Source organism: Streptomyces sp. NPDC111656 (assembly GCF_055656965.1).
Map to the genome: position 1 here is coordinate 367,211 of NZ_JBVKCA010000003.1, position 13,046 is coordinate 380,256.

A 13,046-nucleotide genomic window follows, 5' to 3' on the forward strand; every position below is an offset into this window, starting at 1 on the left:
CGGCTCTCGACGCGGTACCCCGCCGCCGGGCACAGTGCTCCTCGTACTCGCCAGTAATCCCCTGTCCCCGAGGAGCACCCGTGACCAGCTGGGTCGGCCGGACCGCCACCGAGATCGCCGCAGCCGTACGCGAGAAGCGGGCCACGCCCCGCGAGGTGGTGGCCGACCACCTCGCGCGGATCGACCGGCTCGACGCGCGCGTGGGTGCCTTCCGTGTCGTACGGTCCGAGGCGGCCCTCTCGGAGGCCGACGAGCTGGCCGGCCGCGCGGACCTGGCCGAACTCCCCCTCGCGGGGGTGCCCGTGGCCGTCAAGGACAACCTCGCGGTGCGCGGCGAGTCGAACCGCAACGGCTCCGCCGCGACCGCGGACACCCCCGCCGATCACGACCATCCGACAGTGGCGCGACTGCGCGCGGCGGGCGCCGTGGTCGTGGGTCTGACCAACGTGCCCGAGCTCTGTGTCTTCGGCACCTCCGAGGGTGCGCACGGCACGGCCCGCAACCCCTGGGACACCTCGCGCACGGCGGGCGGCTCCTCGGGAGGCAGCGCGGCCGCGGTCGCCGCCGGGATGGTGCCGATCGCGCTGGGCAACGACGGGATGGGTTCGCTGCGCATCCCGGCGGCCAACTGCGGCATCGTCGGCCTCAAGCCGGGCCATGGCACGATCCCGGCGGGCATCGGTCACGGCGACTGGTTCGGCATGTCGGAGAACGGGCCTCTCGCGACCACGATCGACGACGCACGCCTGATGTTCGCGGTCCTGTCGGACACCGAGGCGATACGCCCCTCGGGGAACCTCGTCCGCAAGGTGGCCGTCTCCGTGCGCAGTCCGCTGGTCGGCGTGAGCGTCGGCCGCCCGTACGCGAGCGCGGCCCGGGAGGCCGCGGAGGTGCTGGCCGGGGCGGGCCACGAGGTGCGGCCCGCCGACCCGCCGTACCCCTACTGGCTGGGCACCGCCGCGCTGATGCACTGGACGGCGGGCACCGCGGTCGACGCCGAGGACCTCGACCCGCGCCGGCTCGCCCGGCGGACTCGGGTGCACGCCACCGTGGGGCGCCGTTTCGTGGCCGGGGTACGCACGGGTGAGCGCCGCGAGCAGCTGCGCGCGCGTCTGGAACCGTTCTTCGCGCAGCACGACGTGCTGCTCACCCCGGCACTGGCCCGACGCGGACCGGCCGCCGCACCGTGGCACGAGCGGGGCTGGCTGCGCAATGTGCTGGTCAACACCCACTACTCGCCGCTGACACCGCCGTGGAACCTCACCGGTTGGCCCGCGATGACGGTGCCGTTCGGGATCCTGCCGAGCGGGACCCCGGCGGCCGTACAGCTGGTCGGACGACCCGGATCCGAGCTCGAACTCCTTGAGCTCGCGGGTCAGTTGGAGGAACTGCGGCCGTGGCGGCGGACGGCGCCACTGGACTGAGGAACGACGGCACGCCCTAGGAGCACGGGGGTTTCACAGCGCCTTGTCCATGCAGGGGCTTCACAGCGCCTTGTACATGATGTGCAGTCCCACCCGCCCGTGCCGGGGGTGCTCGTAGGCGTCCGGCACGGTGCCGAGGATCGTGAAGCCGAGCGCGGTCCACAGCTTGACGGCGGGATTGGTCTCCACGACGGCGTTGAAGACCATGCCCCGGTAGCCGTCGGCCTTCGCCGCGGCGAGGATGTGCTCGGCGAGCGCGCGCCCGATGCCGAGCCCGGCGTGGTCGGGGTCGACCATGAATCCGGCGCCCGCGACGCGGGCGGCGGGGCCGCCGTAGTTGGGGGTGACGTAGGCCGAGCCGACGACCGCTCCGGTGACGTCCTCGGCGACGTACACACGCTTGCCCGGTGCCATCCACAGAGCCCGGGCCGCCTCCTCGGAGGTGCCCGGGTCCCAGGTGTAGGTCTCACCCGCGGCGACGATCCGGCGCCAGAAAGGCCAGATCCGCGGCCAGTCGTCGGCCGCGGCTTCTCTGATCAGCATGGACGTGAGTCTGACACGCCCATGCCGTCAGCGATCGCGATGAGTCCCGCCGCGAGCGGTCAGTCCACGCTGGGCAGGATGTGGGGCTCGGCGAGGTCGTCCTCGTACCCCGCCAGGCGGATCGGGGCGGACCTGGCCCACACGTCGAGGCTGCCGAGCTTCTTCTCGGGCCGGCCTCCGCGCTCCGTGCGTTCCTTGGGGCGCTGATCGCGATTCGTCTTCTCCGGTGTCACCGCGCACTCCTTATGTGTCGGGTCACCCTCGGGACGTACAGGGCCAGTCTGCTTCCGGTCGCCTGACATCCCCTCGGGTCTGAGTCGAAGGCAGTTAAGGACGCGGTGGCGCCGGTAACTCGTGTGAGAGCAGTCCGTGGTGACCGGCTGTCCCGGGACGGACCTTGGGTGTGGGTGGAACCCCTGCAGGCTGTCCGTCCGGTACAGGGTAACCAAATGAGCGGGTGCCCGCTCGATGGGGCTGAAAACACGAGGTAACCGTCTTGCGTCGATCAGCGTCCATCGGCCCTCGATCTGAGCCTATTTGATGATGTATCCCCCCTCGCGCGTCACCCGTTCGGCCTAGCGTCACACCTCCCGTGACCAGGGCGGGAAGACTCAACCGGGCACCCGGACAGGGGCGATGGGCCGACCCGCGGAGCCCCGGACTCCCTTTGGGGCGGCCCCCCGAAGTCTTTGCGGAACCTTGATGAACCGGCGAGACCCGCCCGGCCGCCACACGCCATCTCATACCCCTAGGGGGTATAGTCCCGCATGAATCGGGGAAGCCGGACGGGAAAGAGTGAGGCCATGCACGCGATCCTGCACGCACTGTCCATCACGGGGTCGATGACCTGGGAGATCACCTGGGCACTGATCCTGGGATTCGGCCTCTCCGCCGTCGTCCAGGCCGTGGTGCGCCGCGCGACGATCGTGCGGCTGCTCGGTGACGACCGGCCGCGGACGCTCGCGCTGGCCGCGGGGCTCGGCGCGGCGTCCTCGTCGTGTTCGTACGCGGCCGTCGCGCTGGCGCGCTCGCTGTTCCGCAAGGGCGCGAACTTCACCGCGGCGATGGCGTTCGAGATCGCCTCCACCAATCTGGTCGTCGAACTCGGCGTGATCCTGGCCCTGTTGATGGGCTGGCAGTTCACGGTCGCCGAATTCGTCGGCGGCCCGATCATGATCGTGGTGCTGGCCGTGCTCTTCCGGATCTTTCTGCGCGAACGGCTGCTGCGCGAGGCCCGGGAGCAGGCGGAGCGCGGGCTCGCCGGGTCGATGGAAGGGCATGCCGCGATGGACATGTCGATCCAGGCGGATGGCTCGTTCGTACGGCGGCTGCTCTCGCGCGACGGCTACACCTCGGTCGCACATGTGTTCGTCATGGAGTGGGCGGCGATCCTGCGCGACCTGGTGATCGGCCTGCTGATCGCGGGCGCGATCGCAGCCTGGGTGCCCAGCGCGTTCTGGCAGTCCCTCTTCCTGGACGGCCACCCGCTCGCCGCGAAGCTGATCGGCCCCCTGGTCGGCCCGCTCGTGGCGATCGCCTCGTTCGTCTGCTCCATCGGGAACGTGCCGCTGGCCGTCGTGCTGTGGAAGGGCGGGATCAGCTTCGGCGGTGTGGTCGCGTTCATCTTCGCCGACCTGCTGATCCTGCCGATCCTGAACATCTACCGGAAGTACTACGGGCTCCGGATGACCGGGTTCCTCCTGGTCACCTTCTATGCCGCCATGGCGCTCGCCGGATACGTCGTGGAGTTCCTCTTCGGCGGCCTCGGGCTCATCCCCGACCAGGCCGACGCGACGATCCCCATGGAGGGTGTCTCCTGGAACTACACGACCTGGCTCAACATCGTCTTCCTGCTGCTGGCGACGGCCTTGGTGTGGCGGTTCCTGCGCACGGGCGGCCCGGCGATGCTGCGGATGATGGGCGGGGCACCGGAGCCGGAGGGCCACGGGCACGGGAGCGCGGGGACGGAAGGCCACCGCCACGGCGCACCTGCGCCGGAAGGCCACGGGCACGGGGCTCCGGGGGCCGACGGCCACGGGCACCACTGAACACGGCGCGCAGTTCAGGTCCCGTTGGCCGATTCGCAAGGCAGCCATGATCTGCTGGCGCCCGGAAACGGCTTTTTCCCGCGGGAGGACTCGGGAGGACTGACGCATGGAGCTGCGCAGCGTCGAGGAGCTGATGGATCTGCTGCACGCCTGCCGGAGTGCCCGGGAGACCCCGGGCCGCTGTGGCGGCCGAGTGGATCTGCACGACCACGCCCTGCAGACCGCCGCGCTCCTGCGCCGAAGTCGTCCCGCGGACAAGGAACTCCAGGTGGCGGGCCTGGTCCACGCCGTAGGGCAACTGCTGCGGCCCGGCGACACGGCAGGACACGCCGACCGGGCGGCGGACCTGGTCCGGCCACTGCTCGGCGAGCGGGTCTCCCGGCTCGTCCGGCTGCACGCCGGCGGATGGGCCGACGACGCGGACGCCGACGACGTGCTGAGCCTGCGCCACGCGGACGAGTCGGGCAGGGTCCCCGGTCTCGACGCCGGGGTCCTGGAGGACTGGCGCACGGTGCTGGAGCTGGTGGCGGCGCAGCACTCGCGACTCGGGGCTGTTGACTGACGGTCCGTCATGAGACGGTACGCGGATGACGACGCCGTACGGGCTCGAGGGCAGGAGTGCCATCGTCACCGGGGCCTCGCGCGGGATCGGCCTCGCCGTCGCCGAGGAGCTCTCCCGGGCGGGGGCGCGGGTGTGTGTGACGGCCCGGGACCCGGACGCGGTCGGCCGGGCCGCCGAACGGCTCGGCGGCGTCGGACTCCCGGGCTCAGTGGCCGATCCGGCGCATCTGCGGGAGCTGACCGAGCTGGCGCTGCGGGAGTTCGGGCGCATCGACGTCGTGGTGAACAACGCCGCGACCAACCAGCCGTACGGCCCGCTCATGGACGCCGATCCGGACCGCTGGCGCGAGGCGTTCACGGTCAACGTGGAGGCCCCGCTGCGGTTGGTGCAGTGTGCCTGGCGGGCCTGGATGGGCGAGCACGGCGGCACGGTCGTGAACGTGTGCACGGAGGGCGCCGGGCATGTGGGACCGAACGTGGGGGCGTACGGCACCAGCAAGGCGGCCCTCCTCCACCTCACCCAGCAGCTCGCCGGTGAACTCGCCCCGAAGGTGCGGGTGAACTCCGTCTCCCCGGGGCTCGTCCGCACCGAGATGGCCCGGTTCGTCTGGGAGAACGCCGAGGACGAGCTCGGCGCGGGGCTTCCGCTGGGTCGGATCGGCCGGCCCGAGGACATCGCGCGGGCGGTGGTCTGGTTGGCCTCGGACGCGGCCGGGTGGATCACGGGCGCCGATCTGCTGGTCGACGGAGGCACCCGGGTCCGGTCCGCGCACTCCCCCGCCGACCCCGTCCACGCACGCCTGCGGACGCGCGCGCCCGACGCATAGCGGCCATGCCGGCTCCTACATGCTCCTACCTGCTCCCACCGGCTCGGGCCCGTCTCCCGCCCGACCCCGCAGGTCTCCGCAGGACAAAGCCTGACAGTGCGCGTTCAATGGTGACCATGGGTGTGCGGCGACGGGCGGGACACCACCGATGCGCGGCGCTGATCGCAGCCGTCGCGGCCTCCCTGCTTTGCGCGAGCCGCACCCCCTGCGCCGTAGCGGCGGCCCCGCCTCCCCAGCCGCCTCCGCAGCTCACCCGGGCGGAGGTGGACGGTGCCGTCGGCAAGCTCGACGGCATCGTGCGGGACGCCATGAAGAAGACCGGCGTCCCCGGCGTCGCCGTGGCCGTCGTCCACAAGGACCGCGTGGTCTATCTCAAGGGCTTCGGCGAGCGTCGGGCGGGACGGTCCGGGGCCGTCGACCCGGACACCGTCTTCCAGCTCGCGTCCTTGTCCAAGCCGCTGGCCTCGACCGTCGTCGCGGGGGTCGTCGGCGGCAGGACGCTCGCCTGGGACGACCCCGTCGCGGCGCGGCTGCCCGGCTTCGCCCTCAAGGACCCCTGGGTCACGGCGCACGTCACGTACGCCGACCTCTTCTCGCACCGCAGCGGCCTGCCCGACCACTCCGGTGACCTCCTCGAAGACCTCGGCTACGACCGGACGTACATCCTGGACCACCTGAAGTACGAGCCGCTCGGCCCGTTCCGCGCCAGTTACGCCTACACCAACTACGGGGTCACCGCCGCGGCCCAGGCGGTCGCGAACGCGAAGGACACGTCCTGGGACAAGCTCTCCCAGGACACGCTGTACGGCCCCGCAGGCATGAAGAACACCAGCTCCCGCTTCTCCGACTACGACCGGGCCGAGGACAAGGCCGTCACCCATGTGAAGAACGCGGACGGCACCTGGCAACCGAAGTACGTCCGGGACGCCGACGCCCAGTCGCCCGCGGGCGGCGCGAGCTCCACGGCCCGTGACATGGCCACCTGGATGCGACTGCAACTGGCGAACGGGAAGCTGGACGGCAGGCAGGTCATCCCCGCCGCACCGCTGGAGCGCACCCACCTGCCCGAGATCGTCGCCCAGCCCCCGCAGGCCCCGGCGGGCCGCGCGGGCTTCTACGGTCTCGGCTGGAACGTCGGCTACGACGACCAGGGCCGGCTGCGCCTCAGCCACTCCGGCGCCTTCGAACTCGGCGCCAACACCAATGTGACGATGCTGCCCGGCGAGCAGCTCGGCATCACCGTCCTGACCAACGGGGCGCCGGTGGGCCTCGCCGACTCGGTCGCGCTGAACTTCTTCGACACCGCCCAGTACGGGAAGCCCACGACGGACTGGCTGCCCCTGGTCGACCGGGTCTACCGGCAGCAGGAGCAGCAGGGCCGCTCCCCCACCGACTACGCCAGACCCCCACGGAACGGGGCCGTGGCCCGCGCCGCCGACACGTACACGGGCACGTACGACAACGCCTACTACGGACCGCTGACCGTCACGGCAGCCGACGGCGAACTCAGCATGAGCCTGGGCCCCAAGCACACAACCTTCCGGCTCACCCACTACGACGGCGACACCTTCGGTTTCCGGACCGTCGGCGAGAACGCGATCGGGCTCTCGGGGGTGACCTTCAAGGTCGGTGCGGGGTCACCGGGGTCCGGCGGCTCGAAGGCGTCGCGGGTGACCGTCGAGGCCTGGGACCACGACGGCCTGGGCACCTTCACCCGTGGCTGAGGGCGCGGTCACCACTTGCCGGGCGCGTAGTCCTTCATGAACACGCCGTACAGGTGCTCGCCCTGCTCGCCGCGCACGATCGGGTCGTACACCCGGGCCGCGCCGTCGATCAGGTCGAGCGGGGCGTGGAAGCCCTCGTCGGCGAGACGCATCTTGTCGGGGTGCGGGCGCTCGTCGGTGATCCAGCCGGTGTCGACGGCGGTCATCAGGATGCGGTCCTTCTCGAACATCTCCTGGGCGCTGGTGCGCGTGAGCATGTTCAGGGCGGCCTTGGCCATGTTGGTGTGCGGGTGGCCCGCGCCCTTGTAGCCGCGGTTGAAGACGCCCTCCATGGCGGAGACGTTCACGATGTACGTGCGGTCGGCACCGGAGGCCGCCATCGCCGCGCGCAGCCGGCTGATCAGGATGAAGGGGGCCGTCGAGTTGCAGAGCTGGACCTCGAGGAGCTCGACCGGCGTGACCTCCTCGACCGACTGGATCCAGCTGTTGGTGTCGTGCAGGTCGGGCACGAGGCCGCCCGCGTCGATGGCCGTACCGGCCGCGATCCGCTCCAGGGAGGCCGAGCCGGACACCAGGGCCAGGTCGGTGACGTCCTGCGCGGTCAGCGCGCCGCCCCCGGCGACCGGGAGCGCGGCCACCGCGCCGGAGCCGAAGGTGCCGATGACCTCGGCGGGCGGCAGCTCACCGGCGGGCAGCGGGCCGGACTCGGCGGCGAGCAGCTCGCTGTAGGCACCCGGGGAGCGGCGAACGGTCTGGGCCGCGTTGTTGATCAGGATGTCCAGCGGGCCCTCGGCGGCGACCGAGTCGGCCAGGGCCACGACCTGCGCCGGGTCGCGCAGGTCGATGCCGACGATCTTCAGGCGGCCGATCCACTCGTCGCTGTCGGGCATGGCCTTGAAGCGGCGGATCGCGTCGTTCGGGAAGCGCGTGGTGATGGTGGTGTGCGCGCCGTCGCGCAGCAGCCGCAGCGCGATGTACATGCCGATCTTGGCGCGGCCGCCGGTGAGCAGCGCGCGCTTGCCGGTGAGGTCGGCGCGGGCGTCGCGGCGGGCGCGGTTCTCGGCGGCGCAGTCCTGGCAGAGCTGGTGGTAGAAGTAGTCGACCTCGACGTACCGCTTCTTGCAGATGTAGCAGGAGCGCGGGCGCTGGAGTATCCCCGCGATCTCGCCGGCGTCGGTGACGGACGAGGGCAGGATGCCCTCGGTCTCGTCGTCGATGCGCTGGGCGGAGCCGGTCGCGGTGGACTCGGTGACGGCCTTGTCGTGGGCGGTCTTGGCGGCCCTGCGCTCCTGGCGGCGGCGCTGCTTGACCGTGCGGTAGACGCCCGCGGTGGCGCGGCGCACGGCGATGGCGTCCGGGTGGTCGACCTCGATCTTGTCGAGCTCGTCGAGCACGCTGAGGCAGACGGCCAGCCGCTCCGGGTCGATGCCCGGCCCGTAGGAGACCGCCTCCCCGTCCACGGCGGAAGCCGCCCGGTCGTCCTCGGCCGTGTCCACGGCGAGAGTCGCCTGGCCGTCCTCTGTCACCGTCATCGCGTGTGCCGTTCCTCGGGTCTCGCGCCGCGCTCGAACCGCGCTCGCTTTCGAAGGCGGAATTTTACGGAGCAAGGGGGCAAGGCGCCAAACCCGAGATGATCAACGGTCCCCCGCGGGCCGTTTCAGGGGCCGCAGGCGATGATCAGCGTCTCCACCTCCTCGGTCAGCGCGCGGGCCAGCCGGTTCAGGTCCGGCACGGCCTGTGCGTCGGCGACGAGCCCGTAGTGGACCCGTCCGCGGTACGTCGACACGGCCACCGCCAGCGCCTGGCCGCGGGCCAGCGGGGCGAGCGGATAGACCTCGGTGAGCGGGCAGCCGCCGAGCTTCAGGCCGAGGCTGGGCAGCGGCACGCTGGTGACCAGGATGTCGAAGAGCAGCCGGGCCGCCTGGCCGACGACGGGACCGCCGAGGCGGTGACCGAGCGGCGGCACATGGTCGGCGAGCAGCGCGACGGCGCCCGCTCCCCGGTTGGGTCCCGCGTCCTTGTTGGCGTCCATCGCCGTACGCACCGAACGGAGTCGGCCGAGCGGGTCCGGGTCGTCGACGGGAAGCCGTATCAGGTAACCGGAGAGCCGGTTGCCCTGCGGGTGCGCGGTGCGCGGGCGGCGCCTGGAGACGGGGATCAGGGCGCGGGGCGCGACTCCCTCGCTGCTGTCGCCGCGTTCGTCGAGCCAGTTGCGCAGGGCTCCCGCGACGACGGCGATCAGGACGTCGTTGACGGTGCCGCCGACGCTCTTGCGGACGCGGTGCACATCGTCCAGGTCGAGGGCGACGCCCGCGATCCGGCGGGTGCCGGTGGGCTGCGAGGTGAGGGCGGGCGAGGAGCGGACGCCGAGGGTGGCGCGGGCGACGGAGCTGCCGATGTCGAGGGCGCGGCCCAGGTCGGAGAGGGTGCCGCGCACCAGGTCGGGCAGTTTGCGGACGTCCGGGAGGAGTCCGCGGGGCGGCTCGGCGGTGCGCGGGCGGGGCTCGGGCAGGTCCAGCGGGTCCATGAGGGCGGCGGCGAGCATCAGTGCCCGCAGGCCGTCGGCCAGCGCGTGGTGGAACTTGAAGAACACGGCGAACGAGGTGCCGTCCTCGCCGGGCAGGACGTGCGCCTCCCACGGAGGCCGGCCGCGCTGGAGCGGGCGTTCCATGAGCCGGCCCGCGGCGGCGGGGAAGTCCGCGGTCGGCGCGTGCAGCCGGACGTGGTCGAGGGGTTCGAAGTCCGGCGCGGGTTCCCGGGCCGCGCTCCCGAAGTGGGGCGGGAAGGCGAGGGGCTGCCAGACGTCGCGGATCCGCATGCGCAGCCCGGGCACCCCGACCGCGCGGACCGCGAGCAGTTCGGCGGCGTGCGCGCCCGCGGTCGGCGAGTGCGCGGAGAAGACACCGAGGGCGCCGAGGTGCATCGGGTGCTGGGCGGACTCGATGTTCCAGAACGCCAGGTCGAGTGGTGCGAGGAGATCAGGAGTCAAAGGCTTGCTCTCGCTTCGACGACAGGGTGAGCAAGCAGTCAAACCCCGACAGGCGATTACGGTCAAGTACGATCAAGCTACGCTCAGTTAACAGCAGATTAAGTCCCGCCCCCCGCGAAAGGGGCGGGACACAAGGGGCACATGAGGTCGGCCCAGGATAGGCGTCCCGACCGCGGCACGCGCGCCGACGCGCGGCCGCGCGAAAGACCGGAAACGCCGGGTCGCTCGAAGGACCGCGAAGGCCCTCGAAGGACCCGAGGTGTCAGGTTGCCGGGCAGCCCGTGGGGGTCGCCCGGGACGCGTCGGCGATCAGCGCCTCGTGCGCCGCCCTCAACCTCCCCACGTCCGGCTTCACGACCTTGCGGTCGTAGGTGAGGAGACCGTTCAGCTCGCCCTCCACGTCCGTGATCTGGGTGTAGACGGCGCCGTTGCTCCCCCGGCACGCGAGTGCGCGTACCTCGGCGAGGCGGGCGAGGTAGTCGTCGGTGTACGCCGACGGGTCCACGTCCACGTACGACTGCTGGACCGACCAGGCGTGCCCGGGCACGGCGAGCCCCAGGCCCCCGTACTCGCCGCTGACGAGCGCGCGTCTGCCGTCGGGAGCCGGTGGCAGCGCGGGGCTCGGATAGCCGTGTTCGTCCATGATGTCGCCGGTGCCGCCGTCGGCCCCCAGGTTCAGCCCCGACATGCCGTTGACGAGCCGGGTCGGATCCCAGGCCTTGGCCTGGTCGGCGATGCGACCCTCGTCGTACTGGCCCCAGCCCTCGTTGAAGGTCACCCACATCACGACCGACGGACTGCCGATGTGCTGGTCGATCATCAGTTTCATCTCACGCTCGTACTCGGCGCGGGCCGGGGCGCTCGGATTCACCCCGGCGGTCATGGCGGGCATGTCCTGCCAGACCAGCAGGCCGAGCCGGTCCGCCCAGTAGAACCAGCGGTCGGGCTCCACCTTGATGTGCTTGCGCACCGCGTTGAAGCCCATCTCCTTGTGCATGCGCAGGTCGTACGCGAGGGCCTCGTCCGTCGGGGCGGTGTACAGGCCGTCGGGCCAGAACCCCTGGTCGAGCGTGGCCATCATGAAGACGGGCTTGCCGTTGAGGACGGTGCGCGGGGTGCCGTCGACCTTCTCGACGGAGATCGAGCGCATCCCGAAGTAGCTGCCGACGCGGTCGCGCCCGACGCTCACCCTGAGGTCGTAGAGGAAGGGGTCGTCCGGCGACCAGAGGCGCGGATGGGCGATCTTCAGGCTCAGCGGATGTCCGGTGCGGCCGGTGGCGGTGGCGACCTTCCGCCCTCCCTCGTACGCCGTCGCCGTGACCGGCAGCCCGTCGCGCACGCCCTTCGGTTCCACGGTGAGCCGGCCGCCGTCGACGTCCGGGGTGAGCTTGAGCGAGTCGACGTGGTCCGGGGCGACCGGCTCCATCCACACCGTCTGCCAGATGCCGGAGGTCGGGGTGTACCAGATCCCGCTGGGGTCGAGGCGCTGCTTGCCGAGCGGCGGGTTCTCGCCGGACGCGGCGTCGGTCGGGTCGTACACGCCGACGATCAGCTCCTGGGTGCGGCCGGGCTTCAGCGCGTCGGTGACGTCGACGCCGAACCTGTCGTAGCCGCCCCGGTGTTCGGCGACCCTGACCCCGTTGACGTACACCTCGGACTGCCAGTCGACGGCACCGAAGTTGAGCAGGAGCCGTTTGTCCGAGCCGATGTGCCAGTCGGCCGGGACGGTGAAGGTGCGGCGGTACCACATGCGGTCCTCGTGGCGTTCGACGCCGGACAGCTGGGACTCCACGGGGTACGGGACGAGGATGTGCTCGCCGAGCGTCTTCCCGACCGGGGGCTGCTCCCCCGCGGTGGCGGCGGCGAACTGCCAGCGCCCGTTGAGGTTGCGCCAGGCGTCGCGCGTGAGCTGGGGGCGGGGGTATTCCGGCAGGGCGTTGTCGGGCCCGACGTCGTCGGCCCACTTCGTACGCAGCTCGTACGTGGAGCGGTTGGGGCCGCTGCTCCAGAAGGCGCCGATCGCCTTGCCGTCCCCGGCGGCGGCGAGGCCGCCCGTGCCGTCGTAGCGCAGGTCGGCGTTGCCGCGTGCGGTGCCGGTCTTGTTGCCGACGACCGGCTCCTTGAGCGTGACGAGGAGTGATCTGGGGTCGGCGGGGTCCAACTCGGCCGCTCCCAAGGGCCACTTGGCGCCGCCGATCACGGCCTGGAGGTGGTCGACCACGGCGGCCGGGGGCGCGGACAGTTCCCGTGCGAAGTCGAGCCTGAGGGTGCGGCCGTCCGGCTGGACGGTGGTCGCGAGGGCGCCGTCGTAGTCGTAGCCGTCGGGCAGCAGGAACGCCGACTGCGGGATCGTCACCTTGGCGCCACCGGGTTCGGTCCAGCGCAGATGGAGGTTGGAGCCGCCGTAGTGCTCGAAGTACTCGAGCTTGAAGTCATAGGCGTGACCAGCCGTCAGATCGATGGGATCGGAGGTCTGTTCGCGATCCCAGTCGTCCACCCAGTGGTCGATGACGGGTCTGCCGTCGAGCCAGAGGCGGAAACCGTTGTCGCCGATGATCGAGAAGGTGGTGGGTCCGCTCTTCTCCGGTACGAGTGTGCCGGTCCAGCGGACACTGACATCGTTGTCCTGGCCCGTGGCGAAGCGCAGCCGGGGTTCCAGGTCGTCGAAGTCGAGTTGCGGGTCGAAGCCGGTGGCCTTGAGTTCGTGGAAGTCGAAGGCACCGGGGGCGGACTGCGTGTAGTAGTCGCCCTTCAGTCCGTGGACCGCGACGGGATCGTCGGCCGCGGCGGGCACGGAGGCGAGTCCCGCGGCGCCGAGGGCCGCGGCGAGCAGTAACGCGAGTCGGTCTCTGAGTCGTCCGAAACGCACGGATCCTCCTCTTTGAGGATGGGCGTGGGGCGGGTGGCGCGGCTCTTGCTCAGATGGAACA

Annotated in this window: 10 protein-coding genes; 5 read left to right on the forward strand and 5 right to left on the reverse strand. The window is 71.5% G+C overall.

The window, feature by feature from the left end:
* Positions 1 to 80: 80 nt before the first annotated feature.
* Complete coding sequence (locus tag ACZ7M3_RS11885; protein WP_472062693.1) at positions 81 to 1,424, forward strand: amidase; 1,344 nt, start codon at positions 81 to 83, stop codon at positions 1,422 to 1,424.
* Between the two features lie 60 nt (positions 1,425 to 1,484).
* On the opposite strand, the gene ACZ7M3_RS11890 is transcribed toward ACZ7M3_RS11885, so the two are convergent.
* Both ACZ7M3_RS11890 and ACZ7M3_RS11895 read right to left on the reverse strand, forming a co-directional pair.
* Positions 1,485 to 1,967, reverse strand: coding sequence for a GNAT family N-acetyltransferase (locus ACZ7M3_RS11890; RefSeq protein WP_472062695.1), 483 nt, complete (start codon positions 1,965 to 1,967; stop codon positions 1,485 to 1,487).
* A gap of 59 nt (positions 1,968 to 2,026) precedes the next feature.
* A complete protein-coding gene (locus ACZ7M3_RS11895; RefSeq protein WP_165853954.1) occupies positions 2,027 to 2,200 on the reverse strand; it encodes a hypothetical protein in 174 nt (57 codons plus the stop codon).
* A gap of 570 nt (positions 2,201 to 2,770) precedes the next feature.
* On the opposite strand from ACZ7M3_RS11895, the gene ACZ7M3_RS11900 reads away from it, so the two are divergent.
* The 4 genes from ACZ7M3_RS11900 (at position 2,771) to ACZ7M3_RS11915 (ending at position 7,127) form a co-directional block, all read left to right on the forward strand.
* Positions 2,771 to 4,015: a permease gene (locus ACZ7M3_RS11900; RefSeq protein WP_472062697.1), complete on the forward strand. Its 1,245-nt coding sequence runs from the start codon at positions 2,771 to 2,773 to the stop codon at positions 4,013 to 4,015.
* A gap of 106 nt (positions 4,016 to 4,121) precedes the next feature.
* Positions 4,122 to 4,577 (forward strand): hypothetical protein, encoded by a 456-nt coding sequence (locus ACZ7M3_RS11905; protein WP_351305351.1) that lies wholly within the window; start codon positions 4,122 to 4,124, stop codon positions 4,575 to 4,577.
* Between the two features lie 25 nt (positions 4,578 to 4,602).
* Positions 4,603 to 5,403 carry an SDR family oxidoreductase gene (locus tag ACZ7M3_RS11910; protein WP_472062699.1) on the forward strand — a complete coding sequence of 267 codons (801 nt, stop codon included), beginning with the start codon at positions 4,603 to 4,605 and terminating at the stop codon, positions 5,401 to 5,403.
* Positions 5,404 to 5,519: 116 nt separating this feature from the next.
* Complete coding sequence (locus tag ACZ7M3_RS11915; protein WP_472062701.1) at positions 5,520 to 7,127, forward strand: serine hydrolase; 1,608 nt, start codon at positions 5,520 to 5,522, stop codon at positions 7,125 to 7,127.
* A gap of 8 nt (positions 7,128 to 7,135) precedes the next feature.
* Here ACZ7M3_RS11915 and ACZ7M3_RS11920 read toward each other — a convergent pair whose 3' ends face one another.
* The 3 genes from ACZ7M3_RS11920 to ACZ7M3_RS11930 all read right to left on the reverse strand — a co-directional run bounded on the left by ACZ7M3_RS11920 (position 7,136) and on the right by ACZ7M3_RS11930 (position 12,985).
* Entirely contained in the window at positions 7,136 to 8,659 is a 1,524-nt protein-coding gene (locus tag ACZ7M3_RS11920) for an SDR family NAD(P)-dependent oxidoreductase (RefSeq protein ID WP_472062703.1), read from the reverse strand.
* 125 nt (positions 8,660 to 8,784) lie between these two features.
* A complete protein-coding gene (locus ACZ7M3_RS11925) occupies positions 8,785 to 10,116 on the reverse strand; it encodes a wax ester/triacylglycerol synthase family O-acyltransferase (RefSeq protein WP_472062705.1) in 1,332 nt (443 codons plus the stop codon).
* A gap of 262 nt (positions 10,117 to 10,378) precedes the next feature.
* Positions 10,379 to 12,985 (reverse strand): PA14 domain-containing protein, encoded by a 2,607-nt coding sequence (locus ACZ7M3_RS11930; RefSeq protein WP_472062707.1) that lies wholly within the window; start codon positions 12,983 to 12,985, stop codon positions 10,379 to 10,381.
* Positions 12,986 to 13,046 lie beyond the last annotated feature (61 nt).

Coding starts and splice junctions, on each gene's coding strand:
- ACZ7M3_RS11905 (WP_351305351.1), top strand. CDS start 4,122: ATGGAGCTGCGCAGCGTCGAGGAGCTGATGGATCTGCTGCACGCCTGC.
- ACZ7M3_RS11890 (WP_472062695.1), bottom strand. CDS start 1,967: ATGCTGATCAGAGAAGCCGCGGCCGACGACTGGCCGCGGATCTGGCCT.
- ACZ7M3_RS11900 (WP_472062697.1), top strand. CDS start 2,771: ATGCACGCGATCCTGCACGCACTGTCCATCACGGGGTCGATGACCTGG.
- ACZ7M3_RS11915 (WP_472062701.1), top strand. CDS start 5,520: ATGGGTGTGCGGCGACGGGCGGGACACCACCGATGCGCGGCGCTGATC.
- ACZ7M3_RS11920 (WP_472062703.1), bottom strand. CDS start 8,659: ATGACGGTGACAGAGGACGGCCAGGCGACTCTCGCCGTGGACACGGCC.
- ACZ7M3_RS11910 (WP_472062699.1), top strand. CDS start 4,603: ATGACGACGCCGTACGGGCTCGAGGGCAGGAGTGCCATCGTCACCGGG.